22 protein-coding genes, 1 pseudogene and 1 riboswitch are annotated in these 22,031 nt (G+C 42.3%); all 23 genes and pseudogenes read left to right on the top strand.

What is annotated here, in order from left to right; genetic code table 11:
• The first annotated feature begins 477 nt into the window (after window positions 1-477).
• The 23 genes and pseudogenes from PGW42_RS05490 (at window position 478) to PGW42_RS05380 (ending at window position 21,923) form a co-directional block, all read left to right on the top strand.
• Entirely contained in the window at window positions 478-873 is a 396-nt protein-coding gene (locus PGW42_RS05490; protein WP_270203718.1) for a hypothetical protein, read from the top strand.
• Between the two features lie 66 nt (window positions 874-939).
• Window positions 940-1,440 carry a shikimate kinase gene (locus tag PGW42_RS05485; RefSeq protein ID WP_117835063.1) on the top strand — a complete coding sequence of 167 codons (501 nt, stop codon included), beginning with the start codon at window positions 940-942 and terminating at the stop codon, window positions 1,438-1,440.
• Between the two features lie 268 nt (window positions 1,441-1,708).
• Complete coding sequence (locus PGW42_RS05480) at window positions 1,709-3,001, top strand: UDP-N-acetylglucosamine 1-carboxyvinyltransferase (RefSeq protein ID WP_008370094.1); 1,293 nt, start codon at window positions 1,709-1,711, stop codon at window positions 2,999-3,001.
• Window positions 3,002-3,103: 102 nt separating this feature from the next.
• A riboswitch (SAM riboswitch) is annotated at window positions 3,104-3,203 on the top strand.
• Between the two features lie 139 nt (window positions 3,204-3,342).
• Window positions 3,343-4,530, top strand: coding sequence for a methionine adenosyltransferase (gene metK, locus PGW42_RS05475; RefSeq protein WP_008370096.1), 1,188 nt, complete (start codon window positions 3,343-3,345; stop codon window positions 4,528-4,530).
• Window positions 4,531-4,699: 169 nt separating this feature from the next.
• On the top strand, window positions 4,700-5,857 hold the full coding sequence (locus PGW42_RS05470; RefSeq protein WP_055249057.1) for a sensor histidine kinase: 1,158 nt from the start codon (window positions 4,700-4,702) through the stop codon (window positions 5,855-5,857).
• Window positions 5,850-6,539 carry a response regulator transcription factor gene (locus tag PGW42_RS05465; RefSeq protein WP_008370100.1) on the top strand — a complete coding sequence of 230 codons (690 nt, stop codon included), beginning with the start codon at window positions 5,850-5,852 and terminating at the stop codon, window positions 6,537-6,539. Before PGW42_RS05470 ends, PGW42_RS05465 begins: the two co-directional genes overlap by 8 nt.
• A gap of 31 nt (window positions 6,540-6,570) precedes the next feature.
• Window positions 6,571-7,362 (top strand): TrmH family RNA methyltransferase, encoded by a 792-nt coding sequence (locus tag PGW42_RS05460; RefSeq protein WP_270203719.1) that lies wholly within the window; start codon window positions 6,571-6,573, stop codon window positions 7,360-7,362.
• A gap of 39 nt (window positions 7,363-7,401) precedes the next feature.
• On the top strand, window positions 7,402-9,450 hold the full coding sequence (gene argF, locus PGW42_RS16090) for an ornithine carbamoyltransferase (RefSeq protein WP_270203720.1): 2,049 nt from the start codon (window positions 7,402-7,404) through the stop codon (window positions 9,448-9,450).
• 5 nt (window positions 9,451-9,455) lie between these two features.
• A complete protein-coding gene (locus tag PGW42_RS05450; RefSeq protein ID WP_008370109.1) occupies window positions 9,456-10,436 on the top strand; it encodes a biotin--[acetyl-CoA-carboxylase] ligase in 981 nt (326 codons plus the stop codon).
• 11 nt (window positions 10,437-10,447) lie between these two features.
• Entirely contained in the window at window positions 10,448-10,786 is a 339-nt protein-coding gene (locus PGW42_RS05445; RefSeq protein ID WP_008370111.1) for a DUF6145 family protein, read from the top strand.
• Window positions 10,783-11,751, top strand: a complete 969-nt coding sequence (dusB, locus tag PGW42_RS05440; RefSeq protein WP_270203721.1) for a tRNA dihydrouridine synthase DusB — start codon at window positions 10,783-10,785, stop codon at window positions 11,749-11,751. Before PGW42_RS05445 ends, dusB begins: the two co-directional genes overlap by 4 nt.
• Window positions 11,752-11,937: 186 nt before the next feature.
• A complete protein-coding gene (gene greA / locus PGW42_RS05435) occupies window positions 11,938-12,420 on the top strand; it encodes a transcription elongation factor GreA (RefSeq protein ID WP_008370118.1) in 483 nt (160 codons plus the stop codon).
• A 33-nt stretch (window positions 12,421-12,453) separates the two neighbouring features.
• Window positions 12,454-14,397, top strand: a complete 1,944-nt coding sequence (gene lysS / locus PGW42_RS05430; RefSeq protein ID WP_270203722.1) for a lysine--tRNA ligase — start codon at window positions 12,454-12,456, stop codon at window positions 14,395-14,397.
• 284 nt (window positions 14,398-14,681) lie between these two features.
• Window positions 14,682-15,161, top strand: coding sequence for an MGMT family protein (locus PGW42_RS05425; RefSeq protein ID WP_177586208.1), 480 nt, complete (start codon window positions 14,682-14,684; stop codon window positions 15,159-15,161).
• 109 nt (window positions 15,162-15,270) lie between these two features.
• Complete coding sequence (locus tag PGW42_RS05420; RefSeq protein WP_270203723.1) at window positions 15,271-15,873, top strand: Type 1 glutamine amidotransferase-like domain-containing protein; 603 nt, start codon at window positions 15,271-15,273, stop codon at window positions 15,871-15,873.
• Between the two features lie 54 nt (window positions 15,874-15,927).
• The gene (locus PGW42_RS05415) at window positions 15,928-16,446 is read left to right on the top strand and encodes a ClbS/DfsB family four-helix bundle protein (protein ID WP_055264514.1); all 519 of its coding nucleotides are present in this window, start codon (window positions 15,928-15,930) and stop codon (window positions 16,444-16,446) included.
• A 141-nt stretch (window positions 16,447-16,587) separates the two neighbouring features.
• On the top strand, window positions 16,588-17,322 hold the full coding sequence (locus PGW42_RS05410) for a zinc-ribbon domain-containing protein (protein WP_270203724.1): 735 nt from the start codon (window positions 16,588-16,590) through the stop codon (window positions 17,320-17,322).
• Between the two features lie 26 nt (window positions 17,323-17,348).
• Window positions 17,349-17,537, top strand: a pseudogene (locus PGW42_RS05405) (ParA family protein); the annotation flags it as partial.
• A gap of 165 nt (window positions 17,538-17,702) precedes the next feature.
• Window positions 17,703-18,416, top strand: a complete 714-nt coding sequence (locus PGW42_RS05400; RefSeq protein WP_005609481.1) for a lantibiotic protection ABC transporter ATP-binding protein — start codon at window positions 17,703-17,705, stop codon at window positions 18,414-18,416.
• Window positions 18,409-19,140, top strand: a complete 732-nt coding sequence (locus PGW42_RS05395) for a lantibiotic immunity ABC transporter MutE/EpiE family permease subunit (RefSeq protein WP_270203725.1) — start codon at window positions 18,409-18,411, stop codon at window positions 19,138-19,140. The genes PGW42_RS05400 and PGW42_RS05395 overlap by 8 nt, the downstream gene beginning before the upstream one ends.
• A 1-nt stretch (window position 19,141) precedes the next feature.
• Window positions 19,142-19,882, top strand: a complete 741-nt coding sequence (locus PGW42_RS05390) for a lantibiotic immunity ABC transporter MutG family permease subunit (RefSeq protein WP_195502160.1) — start codon at window positions 19,142-19,144, stop codon at window positions 19,880-19,882.
• A 14-nt stretch (window positions 19,883-19,896) separates the two neighbouring features.
• Window positions 19,897-20,559: a response regulator transcription factor gene (locus PGW42_RS05385; RefSeq protein ID WP_015512795.1), complete on the top strand. Its 663-nt coding sequence runs from the start codon at window positions 19,897-19,899 to the stop codon at window positions 20,557-20,559.
• Window positions 20,547-21,923 (top strand): sensor histidine kinase, encoded by a 1,377-nt coding sequence (locus PGW42_RS05380; protein ID WP_005330846.1) that lies wholly within the window; start codon window positions 20,547-20,549, stop codon window positions 21,921-21,923. The genes PGW42_RS05385 and PGW42_RS05380 overlap by 13 nt, the downstream gene beginning before the upstream one ends.
• The last annotated feature ends 108 nt before the right edge of the window (window positions 21,924-22,031 follow it).

The raw sequence follows: 22,031 nt of genomic DNA, 5'->3' as shown, positions 1-22,031 counted from the left end.
TAAAAACATTTTAATAAATAACCTTTTCATCAACAAATTTCAACCGCACATTTGCCAAGCCACAGGACAAACGTCCGCCTGGCGCCCGTCCTGAACAACACTCAACTTCGCGAGTAGAGTTCCGGGACACCCCTCCGTCTTGAAGCGCGCAGATTTTCGGGCAATCCTGTTTCCGGGGCATATGCAGGAACGTTACAGGGAGTTAGGGGAAGGAAGTGGCAAGAGGTGGACACCAGCCGTGCCTCCCGCACGACTGGTGAGGACAGCCTGAGCCGCGAAATCATCAGATTTCGAGGCGAATCTGTCCGGTGCCGCCACTTGCCGCTTCCTTCCCCGTTATCTCCCTGTTACATTCCGAATCCGCCCCGGAAACAGGATTGCCCGAAAATCGTCCCCCTTCCACACCCACCCCCAGGAACCCCACTCCCCCATACCGCATACACTAAAGCATAGAAAAAAGAAATGGAAGTGTCAGACATGGACCTGAGATTGCCTTATTATATGATGTATCCGATTCCACACGCATTTGACGAAGACAAAATCCAGAAGCGCGACCGGGAATACCTGCAAAGTATGTATCCGGCAACAGCAAAAAAGATTTTTCCATATATACAGGAAGAATGCGACCGCCAGGAATATGAAGGAAGCATGATCTATGATGAGTACCCGGATAAGCTCCAGCTGTGCCTGATGTGTCGTAGGGCGTATGAACAGGTCATGAAACAGGAAAAATGGGAAAAAGAGACCTATACTCCGGAACAGATCCGGGAGATCGTAGAAATCCTGATGTACCAGGAATTGATGGAAAGAAGAGGAAAAGGCAGGCGGCAACAGGAAAAAACAGTTGCTTCATGCACAGGACTTGTGCTATAATATCGTCCGATATAAAAATGACAGCATCTGAAACACAGTTTCGGTAAGGAGTGGGCCAGGGTACATATGAAGAATATTATATTTATCGGAATGCCGGCGGTTGGAAAAAGTACCGTCGGAGTGGTAGTCGCAAAGCGGCTTGGATACGAGTTTATTGATACAGATCTGCTGATTCAGAAGCAGGAGAACAGACTTTTGCGGGAGATTATCGCAGAAGAAGGTCTGGACGGATTCTTAAGTATTGAGAATCAGGTCAATCGTGATGTGGAAGCGGAACATGCGGTGATTTCCCCGGGAGGAAGCGTAGTTTACTGTGAAGAAGCAATGAAGCATTACAAAGAGATCGGAACCATTGTTTATCTGCATGCGTCATTTGAGGTTATCAATTCCAGACTGAAGAATGCAAAGAAAAGGGGAGTTGCACTTCGGGACGGGCAGACGCTGAAGGATCTATATGACGAAAGAGTAGTATTATTTGAAAAATATGCAGATATTACTGTTTCAGAGGATGGACTGGAGCTGGAAGAAACCATTGAAAATGTAATGGAAATTTTGGAAAATCAATAAATTTTTTAAAGAAATTATTACAAAAGTTTTACGAAAATGAAGAAGGCAAGATAAATAATTTTGCAATGAATATAGAAATATGCTATACTGATATGTGATATAGAGGATTATTACAAAAAGCTTCATACAAATCCTGAGAGATCTGGAAAGAATAAAAAGTATGAGGTTTTTTATTCATGAAATAATAAAGAGTATGAATAGAGTGTTTGACAGAAGTATAGAACAGGATATATTTCAGAGGGAAAGAAATCGTTAATTGAGGTGCGAAATGGAACAGTATATTATTAAGGGTGGCAATCCGCTGGTTGGCGAAGTCGAGATCGGTGGAGCAAAGAATGCAGCACTGGCAATTCTGGCAGCTGCGATTATGACAGATGAGACAGTTACTATCGATAATCTTCCGGATGTCAATGATATCAACGTTCTGCTGGAAGCAATCAGTGGAATTGGTGCCGAGGTTGACCGTATTGATCGGCACACAGTCAGAATCAACGGAAGCAACATTGAAAATTTTGATATAGAATATGATTACATCAAGAAGATCCGTGCATCTTATTACTTGCTCGGAGCACTTCTTGGTAAGTATAAAAGAGCAGAAGTCGCTCTTCCGGGAGGATGCAATATCGGAAGCCGTCCGATCGACCAGCATCTGAAAGGTTTTCGTGCGCTTGGTGCTTATGTGGATATCGAGCATGGCAAGATTATCGCAGAAGCAGAGCGTCTGATCGGAAAGCACATTTATTTTGATGTGGTAAGCGTAGGAGCTACGATCAACGTTATGATGGCGGCATCGATGGCAGAAGGACTTACGATCCTTGAGAATGTGGCAAAAGAGCCTCATGTTGTCGATGTGGCAAACTTCCTGAACAGTATGGGAGCGAACATTCGTGGAGCAGGTACGGACGTGATCAAGATCCGCGGTGTATCCCGCCTTCATAAGACAGATTATTCTATCATTCCGGATCAGATCGAAGCCGGCACATTTATGTTTGCGGCAGCAGCAACCAGAGGTGATGTGACTGTTATGAATGTCATTCCGAAGCATCTGGAAGCTACGATTGCAAAGCTTGTTGAGATCGGATGTGAAGTAGAAGAATTTGATGATGCAGTGCGTGTTGTGTCCAAAGGAGATCTTCATAATACACAGGTGAAGACTCTTCCATATCCGGGATTCCCGACAGATATGCAGCCGCAGATTGGTGTTACACTTGCTCTTTGTAAAGGGACAAGCACGATTACAGAAAGTATTTTCGAGAATCGTTTCAAATATCTTTCAGAACTTGCAAGAATGGGTGCAAATGTCAAGGTTGAAGGCAATGCAGCGACTATCGAAGGCGTAGATAAATTCTCGGGAGCAAGGGTCAGTGCACCGGATCTTCGTGCAGGAGCAGCACTTGTGATTGCAGGAATGGCCGCAGATGGCATTACGATCGTAGATGACATCGTATATATCCAGAGGGGATACGAACGTTTTGAAGAGAAGCTCAGAAGTCTCGGCGCAGTGATCGAGAGAGTTTCTACAGAACGTGAGATCCAGAAATTCAAGTTAAAAGTAGGTTAAGACAGGAATTCCTGTTTTGATAGAACATATTTCCCAAAATGTATATTGACGGAAGCTATGGACAGTGTTATGATGTGTAGCGGTAACAATTAAATACGCTTTCTCTTATTCAGAGTGGTGGAGGTACAAAGGACCTGCGAAGCCACGGCAACCCCGGTAAGCCGGAAGGTGCCAACCTGAGCGAGCAATCGAACAATAAGAGGATTGATGATGAGATATCAGGTCAGTCCTTTGGGGCTGACCTTTAAATTTGCATAGACAGAAGAGAAATTCTGTTTGTCGATTTTCATTATTCCAGAGATAAGAGAGGCAGATACAAAGAAGAAAAGAAAGGAAAAAAGATGGAGAGATTATTATTTACTTCTGAATCAGTAACTGAAGGACATCCGGATAAGATGTGCGACCAGATTTCCGATGCGATCCTGGATGCACTTATGGAGCAGGATCCAATGAGCCGTGTAGCTTGCGAGACATGCGCGACTACAGGAATTGTTATGGTAATGGGAGAAATTACTACAAATGCATATGTAGATATTCAGAAAATCGTTCGTGATACTGTTCGTGAAATTGGTTATACAAGAGGAAAGTACGGATTTGATGCTGACACATGTGGCGTTCTGACAGCAATTGACGAACAGTCAAGCGATATTGCCATGGGTGTTGATAAAGCTCTTGAAGCAAAGGAACACAAGATGTCAGATGAAGAATTGGAAGCAATCGGTGCAGGAGACCAGGGAATGATGTTCGGATATGCATCTGATGAGACAGAAGAATATATGCCTTATCCGATCGCTCTTGCACACAAACTTGCAAGACGTCTTACAGAAGTAAGAAAGAACGGAACACTTCCATATCTTCGTCCGGATGGAAAAACACAGGTAACAGTAGAATATGATGAAAATGGAGTTCCGGCCCGCCTTGATGCAGTAGTACTTTCTACACAGCATGATCCGGATGTTTCACAGGAACAGATCCATGAAGACGTGAAAAAATACATTTTTGATGAAATCCTTCCGGCAGATATGGTAGATGAGAATACAAAATTCTTCATCAATCCGACCGGACGTTTTGTGATCGGTGGACCACATGGGGACAGCGGCCTTACCGGACGTAAGATCATCGTAGATACTTATGGGGGAATGGCGCGTCACGGCGGTGGAGCTTTCTCAGGAAAAGACTGTACAAAGGTAGACCGTTCAGCAGCTTATGCAGCACGTTATGTTGCTAAGAATATCGTAGCAGCAGGAATTGCCAAAAAATGCGAGATCCAGCTTTCTTATGCAATCGGTGTTGCACAGCCGACATCTGTCATGGTAGATACTTTCGGAACAGGAAAGATTGCAGATGATAAGCTTGTGGAAATCGTTCGAGAGAACTTTGACCTTCGTCCGGCTGGAATTATCAAGATGCTTGATCTGAGACGTCCGATCTACAAACAGACAGCAGCTTACGGACACTTTGGACGTAACGACCTGGATCTTCCATGGGAGAAGTTGGATAAAGTGGATACTTTGAAGAAATATCTTTAATAACAGGTTCTGAATTTGATCGTTTTAGAAAAAATTTAGAAAATTTTACGGGTGCTTTGATGTGAAGCACCCGTTTTTATGATATGCTATTAGTTATCAGGCAGACTTGCGTGAGCGCCATACGGACCTCATAACCGGGCGTGCACGATGAATGGAGGATGAATATAGCATGAAACTAAGGACGAAACTGGTGATTTCTTTTGTGACGATGATCATGATACCGACTATCCTGACAACGGCATTTATTTTTGGAATTGCGCGTTATCAGATCGGAGTCATCGAGCATACTTATGGAATTACCGGTGAGGAATATAAAGATTTTGCAAAATCCATCAGAGTGCTGGGAGATATGCCGGAGATCCAGCAGTTTATTATAAGCGCATGTATCGCAGTAGTCCTGATTCTGGCATTTACAGCGATGATCATGATGGTGTGGATTTATGGAAGTATCATCAGTCCGATTCACAAGTTGCAGGAAGCAGCGCAGAACGTAGAAGAAGGCAATCTGAATTTTGAGATCAAGCCGGAAAAAGATGATGAGATGGGACGGCTGATGCAGGCATTTGAAAAGATGCGGATCCGTCTGAGAGATAATGCAGAGGAGAAGCTGAAGAGTGACCGGGAAAGCAAAGAACTGATCAGCAATATTTCCCATGACTTAAAGACGCCGATCACAGCGATCAAGGGCTATGTGGAAGGAATCCGTGACGGGGTTGCAGATACGCCGGAGAAGATGGAAAAATATATCGGAACCATTTATAATAAGGCGAATGAGATGGATACGCTGATCAACGAACTGACCTTATATGCGAAGATCGATACAAACCGGATCCCGTACAACTTTGCACCGCTTTCAGTCAACGATTATTTCAATGACTGTGCCGAAGATATTGAGATGGAGCTGGATTCAAAGAATGTAGAATTTGGTTATTTCAATTATGTAGAGGGTGATCAGAAGATCATTGCAGATCCGGAACAGTTAAAGAGAGTGATCAACAACATTGTCAGCAATTCTTTGAAATACATGGAACGAGAGCACGGGCTGATCAATCTGCGGGTAAAAGACGTAGGTGATTTTATTCAGGTAGAGCTTGAGGATAACGGAAAAGGAATCGCAGCGAAAGATCTGCCGAATATATTTGACCGGTTCTACCGGACGGATGCTTCAAGGAATTCATCCAAGGGCGGAAGCGGAATCGGTCTTTCGATCGTGAAGAAGATCATTGAAGATCACGGTGGCAAAATCTGGGCGACCAGCCGGGAAGGTGTTGGCACAGTGATGTATTTTGTAATCAGAAAATATCAGGAGGTACCGATAAATGAGTAAGATTTTAATTGTAGAAGACGAAGAGAGTATTGCAGATCTGGAGAAAGATTATCTGGAGCTGAGTGGATTTGAAGTAGAGGTTGCAAATGATGGACAGACAGGGCTTGATAAGGCGCTTTTCGGTGATTTTGATCTGGTGATCCTGGATCTGATGCTTCCGGGCGTGGATGGCTTTGAGATTTGTCGTAAGGTTCGTGCGGAAAAGAATACACCGATCATCATGGTATCTGCGAAAAAAGATGATATCGACAAGATCAGAGGACTCGGACTTGGGGCTGATGACTATATGACCAAGCCGTTTAGTCCAAGCGAGCTGGTGGCAAGGGTAAAAGCACATCTGGCACGTTATGAGCGGCTGATCGGAAGTGCCGTGGAAGAGAATAAGGTGATCGAGATCCGTGGACTTAAGATTGATACCACTGCACGCCGAGTGTGGGTAAACGGAGTGGAGAAGAATTTTACAACAAAAGAGTTTGATCTTCTGACCTTCCTTGCCAGTCATCCGAACCATGTATATACCAAGGATGAACTTTTCAGCGAGATCTGGGATATGGAATCCATCGGAGATATCGCAACGGTAACTGTGCACATCAAGAAAATCCGTGAGAAAATTGAATATGATACCTCAAACCCACAGTATATTGAGACAATCTGGGGTGTGGGATATCGTTTCAAGATGTAATGAAAAAGAATAAAAGGAAAGAGATTACAGTATGATAACCAGTACAGGAAATGCCAGGGTAAAACAGCTTGTTACATGGCAGAAAAAGAGAAAGGCACGTGATGAAGAAGGGGTCTATATCGTAGAAGGGATCCGGATGTACCGGGAAGCTCCGCGTGCGCAGGTGAGAGAGGTTTATGTATCGGAGCAGTTTTACAGCCGATATGGAGAAGAGCTGGGACTTTCGGCATGGGGAAGACAGCTGGAAATCCTGTCAGATCATGTATTTTCCCACGTGTCAGATACAAAGACACCACAGGGGATCCTGCTTGTGATGAAGCAGAGGAGCTGTGAGATATGTGAGATGCTGGATCTGGACGCGCAGGGAAGGAAACCGCTTCTGATGGTGCTGGATAATCTGCAGGATCCGGGAAACCTGGGAACCATTCTCCGTGCAGGGGAAGCGGCAGGCGTAACCGGCGTGATCATGAGTCACGACTGTGTGGATATTTACAATCCCAAGGTGATCCGTTCAACGATGGGATCGGTTTACCGAATGCCGTTTGTGTATGTAGAGCATTTGCCAGAAACTCTGGAAGTACTTGCAGAAGCCGGGATTCATTCCTATGCGGCACATTTGAAAGGAAAGAACAGCTACGATCAGGAGGATTACACAAGAGGGACAGCATTTTTAATTGGAAATGAGGGTAACGGACTTCGGGATGAAGTGGCAGATGTAGCAGAGTGTTATATCAAGATTCCGATGTGTGGAGAGGTAGAATCACTGAATGCGGCGGTTGCATCTTCGGTTCTGATGTTCGAGGCGGCAAGACAGCGACGGTAGTGATGAGGGGAAATCAAGCGCAAAGGAGAGTGTGATTTGATGAAACCGATAATCGATTTAAATAAAGAATATGGATTGGTATTCGATGGAGGAGGAGCCAGAGGTGCGTATCAGATCGGTGCGTGGCGGGCTCTTTCGGAAGCTGGTGTGAAGATCAGTGCAGTAGCGGGTACTTCTGTGGGCGCCCTGAATGGCGCCCTTGTTTGTATGGGAGATCTGGAGAAAGCAGGACATATCTGGAAAGAGATGGCATTTTCCCGTGTTATGGATGTGGATGATGAGTTGATGGAACAGTTCTTTGATGGAGAGGCATCCATAAGAGAGATTTTGAAAGGTCTCTGGAAGAAGCTTGCAGATGGTGGAATTGATATTACACCGCTTAAGGAATTGATCCATGAGGTTGTAGACGAAGAAAAGATCAGGAAATGCGGAAAAGAATTCTGCCTTTTGACATTTTCTGTATCGGATATGAAGGAACTTGATCTGAGTATTGAAGATATACCGGAAGGTCTTCTGGAGGATTTTCTTCTTGCCAGCGCATATCTGCTTGGATTTAAAAATGAACCGCTGCACGGCAAGACATATATTGATGGTGGTGCGGTCAATAATGTGCCGACCGCGTCTCTTCTAAAAAGGGGATATAAGGATCTGATCCAGGTAAGGATCTTTGGTCCGGGAAGAGTGCCGAAGACGACGATTCCGGAAGACGGCTCTCTGCTGGAGATCGAACCGAGAGTAGGACTTGGCAGTATTCTCGAATTTTCGGCAAAGCGGAGCAGACAGAATTTGAAAATTGGCTATTATGATGCAAAAAGAGCGCTTTACGGGCTCACTGGATCGATTTACTATATTGAAGAAACACGAGAAGAGTGTTATTATGTAGAAATAATGAAGCTTTTGAGCGAACTTGAAAAGACGGAATATCGTTTCAAACTCAAGTTGCCGATCGGCTGTTCAGACAGAGAGTTGTTCTATGGAATGCTGGAGGCAAGTGCGAAGCTCATGAGAATTCCAAAATATAATATTTATACAGCAGATGAACTGTGGAATGAGACGAGCAGAAAGTACGAGACTCGTACAGATGAGGGAAAAGAAAAACTGCCGAAATTCGTCCATGCGATTGCAAAGCTGAGAAAGGACTACAAGATGAATTTAAAAGGAAGAAGTTTTTTGAAACTGGAAGATTATACACCGGCAGAGATTGAATATCTCGTTGACCTGGCAGGTGAATTAAAGGCAAAGAAAAAAGCAGGAATTAAAGGACACTGCCTGGAAGGGAAGAACATTGCCCTTATTTTCGAAAAGCCGTCTACAAGAACCAGATGTGCATTTACCGTAGGAGCACAGGATGAAGGTGGAATCCCGACATACCTTGCAGGTAATGAGATCCAGTTAGGTGATAAAGAGAGTATCGAAGATACAGCACGTGTACTTGGAAGAATGTTCGATGGAATCGAATTCCGTGGATTTGAACAAAGATACGCAGATGTACTTGCAGAGTACAGTGGAGTTCCGGTATGGAATGGTCTGACAGATACCACACATCCGACACAGTGTCTGGCTATGCTCCTTACCATGAAAGAAGAATTCGGACATCTGAAAGGTCTGAAGGTTGCATATCTTGGAGATGGACGTAACAACGTTGCGAACAGCCTTCTGGTAGGATGCGCCAAAATCGGAGTAGATGTAACAATCGTTGCACCGAAGGCCCTCTGGACTTCGGAATCCCTGTGGAAGAGATGTGACGAATATGCAAAAGAATCCGGAGCAACTATCGAGATCACCGATGACCTTGATGGTGTAAAGGGAGCAGATGTCATTTACACAGACGTATGGATTTCCATGGGCGAAGAAAAGAAAGAGCAGGAAAGAGAGCGTCTCGGAAAGCCATATCAGGTAAATGCAGCTCTGATGGAACGTACAGGAAAAGATACTACAATCTTCTCACACTGCCTGCCGGCGATCAAAGAAAAAGAAGTTACCGAAGAAGTATTTGAAGGACCACAGTCAAGAGTATTTGATGAAGCTGAGAATCGTCTGCATACAATCAAGGCAGTTATGGTTGCAACTTTAGGAGAGAACGAATAATAAGCATGAAAGCGGAGATATTAAAGATGCTCCGGCAGAGCGATGGGTATCTGTCGGGGCAGCAGCTCTGTGACCACTTTCAGGTGTCCAGGACTGCTGTGTGGAAAGCAATCAATCAGTTAAAAGAAGAAGGCTATGAGATTGAAGCCGTGAGAAACAAAGGTTATCGCATTGTGGATATTCCGGATCGGATTACCGCGGATGCGATAAAAAGCTGTCTGGAGACAAAATGGATGGCGAAAAATCTGGAGTATTATGACGAGATCGATTCGACTAATAACCGGGCCAAAGCACTAGGCGAGGCCGGAGGTGCAGATGGAACTCTTTTTGTTGCAGAGACGCAGACGGCGGGAAAAGGAAGACGCGGCAGATGCTGGCAATCACCGGCGGGCAGCAGTATTTCCATGTCGATTCTGTTAAGACCTGTGATGAATCCGTCAGATGCACCGATGTTGACACTTGTCATGGCATATGCGGCAACGAAAGCTTTGCGTGAAAAGACCGAGTTGGATATAGGAATCAAATGGCCGAATGATCTGGTCGTGAGTGGAAAGAAGATCAGTGGGATACTGACGGAGATGAGCGCAGAGATCGATTACATCAATCATGTAGTGATCGGAATCGGAATCAATGTCAATATGGAGTCTTTTCCGGAAGATATCGCAAAGACAGCGACTTCACTGCGGATCGAAGCGGGCAAAGAATTTCGCAGGTTTGAGCTGATCGCTGCGATTATGGAGCATTTTGAAAAAGCCTACGAAGCGGTCTGCGAGGCGGGAAGTCTGGAGCCGATCATGGAAGATTATAACCGTCTGTTGGTAAACTGTGGGCGTCGGGTGCGTGTACTGGAACCGGAACATGAATATGATGCACTGGCACTGGGGATTGACAAGACCGGGGAATTGCAGGTAGAATGTGAAGACGGCAGCAGAAAGTCTGTCTTTGCCGGAGAAGTTTCGGTACGTGGAATTTATGGGTATGTATAGAAGGAGAATTTATGTATCAGGATAAGATCGTATTATGCGGAGCCAACTCTTACGAAGAAAAATTTTATATGAATCCGGATTTTGATAATCTGCCACAGCACATCAAAGATGAATTGAAGATCATGTGTGTGCTGTATGTACATGATGTCGGGGGAATCCTTACACTTGTATTTGAGGAGAATGGGGAGCTGGAATTTGAAGTGACTTCTGCAGAGGGAGATCCGATGTTTGACGAGATCGGAAGCCGTCTGAAGATCAAGGAGATTCAGACAGACGAGAAGAAGCAGGAGCTTCTGACACAGCTTCAGCTTTATTACAAAGTATTTTTTCTGGGGGAAGAGATTGAATGATAAAGACACTGACGATAGGAAATGTAGAGCTTCCGAACCGTTATGTGCTGGCACCGATGGCAGGGGTAACAGACCTGCCATTTCGTCTGTTATGCAAGGAACAGGGAGCAGGGCTTCTGTGCATGGAAATGATCAGTGCAAAGGCGCTCCGGTATAAGAATAAGAATACCAAGGCGCTGCTTGCGATCGATCCAAGAGAATACCCGGTATCACTTCAGCTTTTCGGGGAAGATCCGGACATCATTGCCGAGCAGGCAAAGCGGATCGAAGAACTTCCATTTCAGATCCTGGATATCAATATGGGCTGTCCGGTTCCAAAGGTCGTGCGCAATGGAGAAGGTTCGGCGTTGATGAAGGATCCGAAGCGAATCTATGATATTGTATATAAGACAGCGAGAGCAATCAAGAAACCGGTGACGATAAAGATCCGCAAAGGATTTGACGATACCTGTATCAATGCACCGGAGATTGCGAAGGTTGCAGAAGAAGCAGGTGCAGCGGCAATCGCAGTACATGGAAGGACCAGAGAACAGTATTACTCCGGAAATGCAGACTGGGAGATTATCCGTAAGGTGAAAGAAGCAGTGAAGATTCCTGTAATCGGAAATGGGGATGTGACAAGCGGACAGAAGGCACTGGATATGTTTGAGCAGACCGGCTGTGATGGTGTGATGATCGGAAGAGGCTGCCAGGGAAATCCATGGATCTTCAGGGAATTACTGGCATATGAAGAGACCGGATCCATTCCGGAAAGACCGGGCACAGACCAGATCCGGGAAACAATGCTGCGTCATGCAAGACTGCAGATCGAGTTCAAGGGAGATTATATCGGAATCCGTGAAATGCGCAAGCATGTGGCATGGTATACCAAGGGAATGCAGGGTTCTGCGAAGCTCAGAGATGAGATCAATCAGGTGGAAAGTTATGAAGAACTGGAGAACCTTTTAATGGAAAAAATCGGATAGACATAAAACGTGTTCTTTCGCATGAGAGAATGCGTTTTTGCATATATTAAACCAGCAAAGAATTGTTGACACAGCCGCCGGAAATATGTATAATAATGAAATTGTGAAAGTAGCTTTAAATGCGGATAAAATCAGTATCTGCGGCTTGAATAGAAAATGATTTGTCGGTAAGTAAGGAGAATTATAATGGAAGCAAAGAAAACATTACTCACCTATACAGGACTTAAGAAACTGGAAGATGAGCTTGAAAATTTAAAAGTTGTGAAAAGAAAAGAAGTAGCAGGAAAGATCAAAGAAGCCAGAGAACAGGGAGACCTTTCAGAGAACGCTGAGTACGATGCAGCAAAGGACGAGCAGCGTGATATCGAGGCACGTATCGAAGAACTTGAGAAAATCCTCAAGAATGCAGAAGTTGTAGTAGAAGATGACGTAGATCTTGATACCATCAACATCGGATGTACAGTAGATGTATATGATAAAGAATTTGAAGAGGAAATCGTATTTCAGCTGGTAGGTTCTACAGAAGCAAACAGCCTGGAAGGTAAGATTTCCAATGAATCTCCGGTAGGAAAAGCCCTGATCGGTAAGAAAGTCGGAGACGTAGTAGCAGTTGAGACACAGGCAGGAGTTATTGAGTACGAAGTACTGAAGATCAATCGTTCAGTATAAGATGGTATACAGCAGAGAGAAGGAGTGAAAAAAGTGGCAACACAGCAGAACAATGGACAGGAACAGGATTTGAATCATTTAAGAAAGGTGCGCCGTGAGAAACTTGCAGAACTGCAGGCAAACGGACAGAATCCTTTTGAGATCACAAAATATGACGTAACACATCACAGCCAGGAAGTGAAAGACAACTTTGATGAACTGGAAGGAAAACACGTTGTACTCGCAGGACGTATGATGTCCAAACGTGTGATGGGAAAAGCATCTTTCTGTAATGTGCAGGATTTACAGGGAAATATCCAGTCTTATGTAGCAAGAGACAGTATCGGAGAAGAAGAATATAAAGCATTCAAGAAGATGGATATCGGTGATATCGTAGGTCTTGAAGGAGAAGTATTCAAAACAAAGACAGGGGAGATTTCCATTCATGCATCTGCTGTAAAGCTTCTCTCAAAGAGTCTGCAGATCCTTCCGGAGAAGTTCCACGGACTGACAAATACAGATACCCGTTATCGTCAGAGATATGTGGATCTGATCATGAACCCGGAAGTAAAGGATACTTTTATTAAACGTTCCAAGATCCTTACCGCAATCCGTAAATATCTTGGAAATGAAGGCTTTATGGAAGTAGAGACTCCGATGCTTGTACAGAATGCCGGAGGAGCAGCTGCAAGACCGTTCGAGACACATTTCAATGCCCTGAACGAAGACCTGAAGCTCCGTATCTCTCTGGAACTTTATCTGAAGAGACTGATCGTTGGTGGTCTGGAAAGAGTATATGAGATTGGACGTGTATTCCGTAACGAAGGTCTTGATACAAGACATAACCCGGAATTCACTCTGATGGAACTTTACCAGGCATACACAGACTATCATGGCATGATGGATCTGACAGAGAACCTGTACCGTTTTGTTGCACAGGAAGTTCTTGGAACTACTCAGATTGTATATAAAGGAATCGAGATGGATCTCGGAAAGCCGTTCGAGCGTATCACAATGGTTGATGCTGTTAAGAAATATGCAGGTGTTGACTGGAACGAAGTAGAAACTCTTGAACAGGCAAGAGAACTTGCGAAAGCACACAATCTTGAATTTGAAGAAAGACATAAAAAAGGTGATATTCTGAATCTGTTCTTCGAAGAATATGTAGAAGAACACCTTCTTCAGCCGACATTCGTTATGGATCATCCGGTTGAGATTTCACCACTTACAAAGAAGAAACCGGAAAATCCGGACTATGTAGAACGTTTCGAGTTCTTCATGAACGGATGGGAAATGGCAAATGCATACTCAGAGCTGAATGACCCGATCGATCAGAGAGAACGTTTCAAAGCACAGGAAGAACTGCTTGCACAGGGTGATGATGAAGCCAACACAACAGATGAAGACTTCATGAACGCACTGGAAATTGGTATGCCGCCTACAGGTGGTATCGGATTCGGTATCGACCGTATGTGTATGCTGTTGACAGGGGCTGAGGCGATCAGAGATGTGCTGCTGTTCCCGACAATGAAGTCCTTAGATGGTGTAAATAAGAAAAATGATGTAAATAATACAGCTTCTGAAGCACCTGAAAAAAATGTAAAAACTGAGTCTGAAAAGATTGATTTCTCTAATGTGAAGATTGAGCCAATCTTTGAAGAAATGGTAGATTTCGATACATTCAGTAAGTCTGATTTCCGTGCAGTTAAGATTTTAGCTTGTGAAGCAGTACCGAAGTCAAAGAAGCTTTTGAAGTTTACATTAGATGACGGAGAACGCAAAGACCGTGTGATTTTAAGTGGTATTCACGAGTATTACGAGCCGGAAGAACTGGTTGGTAAGACAGCAATCGCTATCGTGAACCTGCCACCAAGAAAGATGATGGGAATTGATTCCGAGGGTATGCTGATTTCAGCAGTACACGAGGAAGATGGTCACGAGGGACTGAACCTTCTGATGGTAAATGACAGAATTCCGGCAGGTGCAAAGCTCTATTAAGATGATGTAAAGATGTACCGTTTTACCAAATAGACGGGACGTACTTCATTTGATAAAAAACTGGAAAAACAGCGATTTACATCAAAGTTACATCATTTGATGCAGAAATCGGTGCAAGTAAGAAAAAATCGCATAATTAGTACGATGAATGGGCAATTCCAAATCGGGATTGCCCATTTCCTAAAATGAATGGAAATACAAATCGGGAGTTGTCAAAAATATTCAAACAGTCTCATTGCATAGGGATTACAAATAGACTATCCTTAAAGTAGGAGGTGACAGAAATGGCGAACGAAGATAAAAAAGATTTTAACGCTATGTTGCATGACAATAAGGATATGCCAAAATTTCAGACAATTACGGACCAAAAGAGTATTGAAAAGTATGGTGGAAGCAGAATGTATTTTGCCCCGCCAATCTATTATGATAAGGCAATGAAAAGAATTCCTTATGGTAAAGTAATTACTGTTGGGAAGATACGAGAATACTTTGCCAAGTTAAATGGTGCTGATTTTACAGAGCCTATTACAGCAGGAATTTTTGTTTCTATTGCAGCGTGGGCAAGTTATCAGCGTACAGATGATGAAACACCTTATTGGAGAACATTGAAAGCTAATGGGGAACTCAATGAAAAATATCCAAACGGTATTGAAGCACAAAAGGAAAAATTAGAAGCGGAAGGACACACCATTGTACAAAAAGGTCGCAAAAATATACGCTATTATGTAAAAGATTATGAGAAGGTTCTTTTTGATTTGAAGTAGGCTTTGGAACAATAGATGGTTACGTTTATAAGGATTATTGGACAATTGATAGATAACTTCCTATTTGTTAAATTGGAAAATTAGAATTTATATATAAAGGAGAATATTGATGAAACTGTTTTTATGTTCGCACTTTTCAAGTGTAGGAAGTCTGATAAAGGAAGAAATTGAAAATAAAAAAGTCGCATTTATTCCAACAGCTTCGCTGCGTGAAGGCTACACCGGTTATGTCGGCTCGGCTCGAAAATTATTCAAAAAGTTGGGAGTAATCGTAACTGAAATTGATATTTCAACGGAGGCTTATTCAACGATACAGTCTGTTTTTGAAGATGCGGATGTGATATATTTTACCGGCGGAAATTCTTTTTTCCTTATAGACCAGCTCCGTAAAACGGGAACGGATGAGCTGTTGAAAAAAGAATTGGCAAAGGGAAAACTGATGATTGGTGAATCGGCAGGTGCGATTATATGCGCTCCAAGCATCCAATATATCGAGCAAATGGATGAAAAGCCGGAGGACTACTCACAAGAAGATGATGCAGGGCTTGATTTGATTGATTTCTATGTTCTTCCGCATTATCTTACAGCACCATTTAAGAAAGTTACCGAGAAAATAATGACTGAATTTTCGGATTTGAATCTATGCCCTATTAACAACCATCAGGGAATTGTAATTGATGGTGAAGGTTCAAAGGTTATTTGCAAAGACTAATTTGAAAAATCCTTTTTTTGAAACTGGAAAATCGGAAGCTGAGGAGATAGACTATTGAGAACATATGAGAATAAAGACGAGCTTAAAAACGAGATAAATAAAAGCTTTGCAAAGTATATTTCAGAATTTAATGATATTCCGGAGCATTTAAAAGATAAGAGAATTGATGAGGTCGATCGAACTCCGGCAGAAAATCTTGCTTATCAGGTTGGCTGGACAACTCTTGTTATTAAATGGGAATCAGACGAAAGAAAGGGTATTCCTGTCAAAACTCCTTCGGATAATTTTAAGTGGAATCAGCTTGGCGAATTATATCAATGGTTCACAGATACATATGCTCAGCTGTCACTGCAAGAATTGAAAGACAGATTGAATGAGAATATCAACTCTATTTATGTAATGATTGATTCTCTGAGTGAGGAAGAATTATTTAAACCACATATGAGAAAATGGGCTGACGAAGCAACTAAAACAGCTGTCTGGGAAGTATACAAATTCATACATGTTAATACAGTTGCTCCGTTCGGAACCTTTAGAACCAAGATTAGAAAATGGAAAAAGATTGCACTATAACTTCCAGTTTGCCAACTTGCCCTTTGAGAGAGGAGAAATCCCTTTCCCAAAGGGCTTTTTCTATTTATACGGATATTCGCAAACTACAAGATAAAGCCAAAACTTCATATACTCTAAGCACAAGGAGGTTGAGGTTTGGCTATGAATAACAGTTTAGCAGAAGTACACCCGGAGCTTGTTTCGGAGTGGTCGGAAAAGAATTTAACGCTTACGCCTGATGACATTACTTTCGGTTCAAATAAAAAAGTATGGTGGAGAGGTGCTTGCGGTCATGAATGGCAGGCAAGCGTTAAGGCTCGTTCTAATGGAGAGAAATGTCCGATATGTTCCGGTGCGAGAGTGATTGCAGGTATTAACGATTTGGCGACATTAGAGCCACTATTGGTAAAGCAGTGGTCGAAAAAGAATAAGATAAAACCGACAGAGGTTTCTATTGGCTCTCATAAGAAAGTGATTTGGAGATGTGAGAAAGGACACGAGTGGGAAGCTGCCGTTAAGAGCAGGACAATAAATAAAACAGGTTGTCCGTACTGCTCTCATAATAAAGTGTTGGCAGGATTTAATGACTTTGCAACACTTCTGCCGGGTATAGCTGCCGAGTGGTCGGATAGAAATTATCCGTTACTTCCAACTCAGGTTACGGTCTTTGCCAATCGTAAGGCTTGGTGGAAGTGTAAGGATTGCAGAAGAGAGTGGAACACCCTTATTTCTACTCGTTCCGGTGGGAGCAAATGCCCGTATTGCAGTGGGTACATATTCCTGAAAGGGTTTAACGATTTGCAGACAACACACCCTGAAATTGCTTCGGAGTGGTCGGAGAAGAACTTGCCATTGAAGCCTGATGAAGTAAATGCAAAGTCGAGGAAAGGGCTATGAATATTCAGGAAAGGAGGACGCAAGAAGTGTCAAACTGCAAAACGATTGCCATCTGCAATCAGAAAGGCGGAGTAGGAAAGACCACCACTTCGGTCAATCTCGGAATCGGTCTTGCAATGCAGGGAAAGAAAGTATTACTTGTTGATGCAGACCCACAGGGAGATTTAACCACTTGTCTGGGGTGGCAGGATACGGACAGTCTGGGTATCACGCTTCGTATTTGTAACAGCTTTGCTGATTTCAGTGGAAAGCCGAGTTCTGATAATGATATTCAATTGATGGTTTATTCCATACGGGAATAAATCTTCATCAAATCTTTATTTTTTTCTGTTAGGTTATATTTCAGTAAGAAATGAAATATAGAAGGAAGGATAGTAAAGATGGAAATGATGTTACAGACACAAAATCTATGTAAATATTTTAGAAAACAGAAAGCGGTAAATAATGTTTCACTTAATATCGAAAAGGGACAGATTTATGGACTGCTTGGACCGAATGGCGCTGGTAAATCTACCACATTGAAAATGCTGACCGGTATGATGAAACCAACTGCAGGAAAGATTTACTTTGATGGAAAACTTTTGGATAGGAAAGATTTATCAAAAATAGGAGCGTTAATTGAAAATCCGCCTATTTATGAAAATCTTTCCGCCAGAGAGAATTTGAAGGTAAGACAATTATTGCTTGGTACAGATGAAAACAGAATTGATGAGGTCTTGCAGATTGTATCACTTACAAACACCGGAAAGAAGAAAGCAGGACAGTTTTCTTTGGGGATGAAGCAAAGACTAGGCATTGCAATGGCATTGCTTGGAGAACCGGAACTTTTGATATTGGATGAACCTACGAATGGATTAGATCCAATAGGCATCGAGGAATTACGAGAGCTGATCCGGTCTTTTCCGGAACAGGGAATCACTGTAATTCTCTCCAGTCATATTCTCTCAGAGGTACAGTTACTTGCAGATAAAGTCGGAATTATTTCAGGTGGAATCTTAGGATACGAAGGAGCATTAAAGCAGGGAGATAATCTTGAAGATTTGTTTATGAATGTGGTAAGAAAAAACCAGAAAGCAGGTGAAATCCATGGTTAATATTATAAAAGCAGAACATCAAAAAGCCAAAAGAACCATGCGAAAAAAGTTTATCTGGGGATTTCCTCTTCTTACATTTGTCATGGCATTTATATTTACTCTTGGGATGACAAATGCTTATGCAGAAAGTGTTTGGAACTGGTGGTATACACTTTTGCTGCCGGGGATGATTGCTCTATTTTGTTATCTTTCTGTGGCGCAGGAGAAAAAGATAAAATACTATCATTTAATGACTATTCCCACAGACAGAAGAAAATTGTTGCTGGGGAAAATTATTTATATTGGGTACATGATTTTGTTTTCTAATGTGATTGTGTTTGCAGGAGCAACGCTTGGAGGCCTTCTTCTAACGACACATGTTCCAGTTGGAGGAGCGTTGATTGCAGTATTGTTTCTGACGGTTTCTGAGTTATGGGAGATTCCGGTAGCTTTATTTTTAAGTGAACGATTTGGAATGATTGTAAACCTGTTCGTCTGCCTATTTATTACCGTCAGCGGTGTGGTAATATCACAAACCAGAATCTGGTATGTACTTGTTTCTGCAATCCCTATGCGAATGATGTGCCCGTTACTTCATGTTTTACCAAATGGACTTGCCACAGAAGCAGGGAATCCTCTTTTGGATACGGGAGTCATTGTTCCGGGAATGTGTCTCTCAATCATCTGGTTTGTTTTTGTAACGGTTCTGTTTTTGAAATGGTTTGAGAGAAGAGAGGTGAAATAAGATGATTGGAAGATCTCTTAATGCAGACTTGCGAAAGATGAAAGGAACATCTGTGATTCTGGCACACTTACTGATTCCGATTATAACCAGCGTTATATTTTTAATATATTACTTTTTTTCACCATGGAATGAAAATATGAAAATGATTGCATTTTATCAGGCAATAGGAGCAGGACTTCCGGTACTTATTGGAATTTTTACAGCAAGTGTGATGGAACAGGAACAAAATGCAGGTGATTTTCAAAATCTGTTGTCTTTACCGGATAAACCTGCAGCATTTTTATCGAAACTGTTGATGCTACTGGTTTTGTGTCTGTGCTCTATCCTATTGACAGCAATCATATTCGGAATTGGATTTGGAAGAATCGCATCAAGCGATATCGAAATCATGAAAGGATGTATATTTGCAGCATTGCTGCTGTGGGGAAGCAGTGTTCCACTTTATCTGTGGCAGCTGATTCTGGCTTTTCAGTTTGGAAAAGGGGTATCCATTGGAGCAGGGATTATATCAGGACTAATTAGTGCATTGATGCTTACCGGACTTGGAGATTATGTGTGGAAATATGTATTTGTCTGCTGGACGGGTAGAGTACCATATACTTATCTGCAATCTGTATTGGGAGAAACTAGTGTAGGTGAATGGTTGTCATTCATACCAGGTTGCTTAATATTTACAGGGATTAGTATGGTATACTATTTTTGGTGGGTAAACCACTGGGAAGGAAACAGAATATCGGAATAGAATCGAGGGAAACTATGGCAAAAATACTGGCAGTTGATGATGAACCGGCAATTTTGGAAATGATAGAAAGCATTTTGAATAAGGATGGACATCTGGTTACCAAAGTAAGTAATCCACTAAAAATTAATATGGAAGAATTACATCGTTATGACCTGATTTTACTGGACATTATGATGCCTGGAATTGACGGCTTCGAATTATGCAAAAGAATCAGGGCACTTGTGGATTGTCCGATTTTGTTTCTTACGGCAAAAACGGAGGAAAACAGTCTGGTAAACGGACTTTCTTTAGGAGCAGATGATTATATTTCAAAGCCATTTGGAGTGATGGAACTTCGAGCAAGGATCAATGCACATCTTAGAAGAGAGCACAGGGAACATTCTGTCCGAATGGTTTTAGGGAGAGTCTGCATTCAGATGTCTCAAAAGAAACTGTTGATGGATGATAAAGAACTTCCGTTTACGAAAGCAGAGTACGAAATCTGTGAATTTCTGGCTAAAAACAGAGGACAGGTTTTCTCGAAAGAACAGATATTGGAAGCGGTCTTTGGCTTTGACAATGAGAGTAATGACAGTACTATAATCACGCATATCAAAAATATAAGAGCAAAATTTGCGGATTATGATTATATGCCGATAAAAACAGTCTGGGGGATTGGATATAAATGGGAAGAGTAAAGAGAAGCAATGCACTCAGCTGGATTTTTATGAGATATGTACTGGTCATGCTTGGATCATTAGTAGGTTTGGTGATTGTTGCTTGGCTGCTGCTGTACCTTTTGATTAGTGTGGGCTGTATCTATCCGGCGAATTATGCAGAGCAAAAGATTAATGAAGCATATGATACGATTCTACGTGCAGATAAAGTGACTGCTGAGATGATTCCCGCACTTTGTGATTATGTAATCTTTTCAGAGAATGGAGAGAAAATAGGTGGAGATCTGTCAGAACAATACGAACAGATAGCATGGAATGTTGCAAAGTACGGAAACGCATCCGGGAAATATTTTTATAAAGTAATTGTAAGGGAAAATGAATATGTTGTATTGCAATATCGCCTGACACCTCAATATCATTCAGCTTTTTTGAGGGAGCATTTTATAGGACCACAGAATGTGATGAGTATTATGTCTGTGATTGGAGCGGTAGCGATTATCATCATTCCGTCCATACGTTTTGGAAAAAGAATCAAAAAGCAGATGCAGCCTGTATTAGACGCAATCAGACAAATAAAGGATCAAAATCTGGAATATGAGACATCCTGTTCCGGTATCAAAGAGTTTGATGACTGTTTATCGGCAATCGATGATATGCGAGATGCATTGCGAGAATCTTTAGAAAAGCAGTGGAAAACAGAGCAGGAAAAGAAACAACAGATGTCTGCTTTGGCGCATGATATTAAAACACCTCTTACGATTGTACGGGGAAATGCAGAACTACTTTCAGAGACTGAACTGACCACAGAACAGAAGAATAATATCACTTATGTTTTGAACGGCACAACACAGATACAAAGTTATGTAAAACAGTTGATAGATGTCACAAAATCATGGAATTGCAGTGATGTTACCTATACAACGGTGAGGTTAGAAGATTTTTTTGCAGATATAAAGGAACAGGCACTCGGACTGGTAGAAATCTATCACCAGAAAATAGATTGGAAGGCGGGACAAAGTGATAAAAAGGTAACGATTGCTTATGATCCAATGTTCCGGGCCGTAATGAATATGATTCAGAATGCAGTGGAGCATACAAAAGAAAATGGAATCATTTATATTGACGCAAAGGAGCAGGATGGCCGGCTGACATTCATTGTGGAGGATAGCGGATCAGGATTTACAAAAGAAGCATTATTGCATGGCACAGAGCAGTTTTTTATGGATGACACAAGTAGAAATGGCGAAGCCCATTATGGGATGGGACTATTTTTTGCAAAAACTGTGGCTGAAAAATATGGTGGAGGTATTAAACTTTCAAATTCTGAAAATACAGGTGGGGCGAGGGTAGAAATATTTTTCCTGAGTAGTCAAGAAACAAGCTAAATAGACCGCAATTAAGCTATGTAAAAGAAATTTTACATGCTTTTATCTAATATGTAAAAGCCTTTTGATAGACATTACTACTACGTTTGCTGTAATCTCATGGAAGAA

The organism is Coprococcus sp. TM115-187 (assembly GCF_027679115.1).
In the GTDB taxonomy this organism is placed as follows: Bacteria; Bacillota; Clostridia; order Lachnospirales; family Lachnospiraceae; genus Allocoprococcus; species Allocoprococcus comes.
Note: the sequence above shows the minus strand (reverse complement) of the source record. Positions and strands in the feature narration are given on the sequence as shown.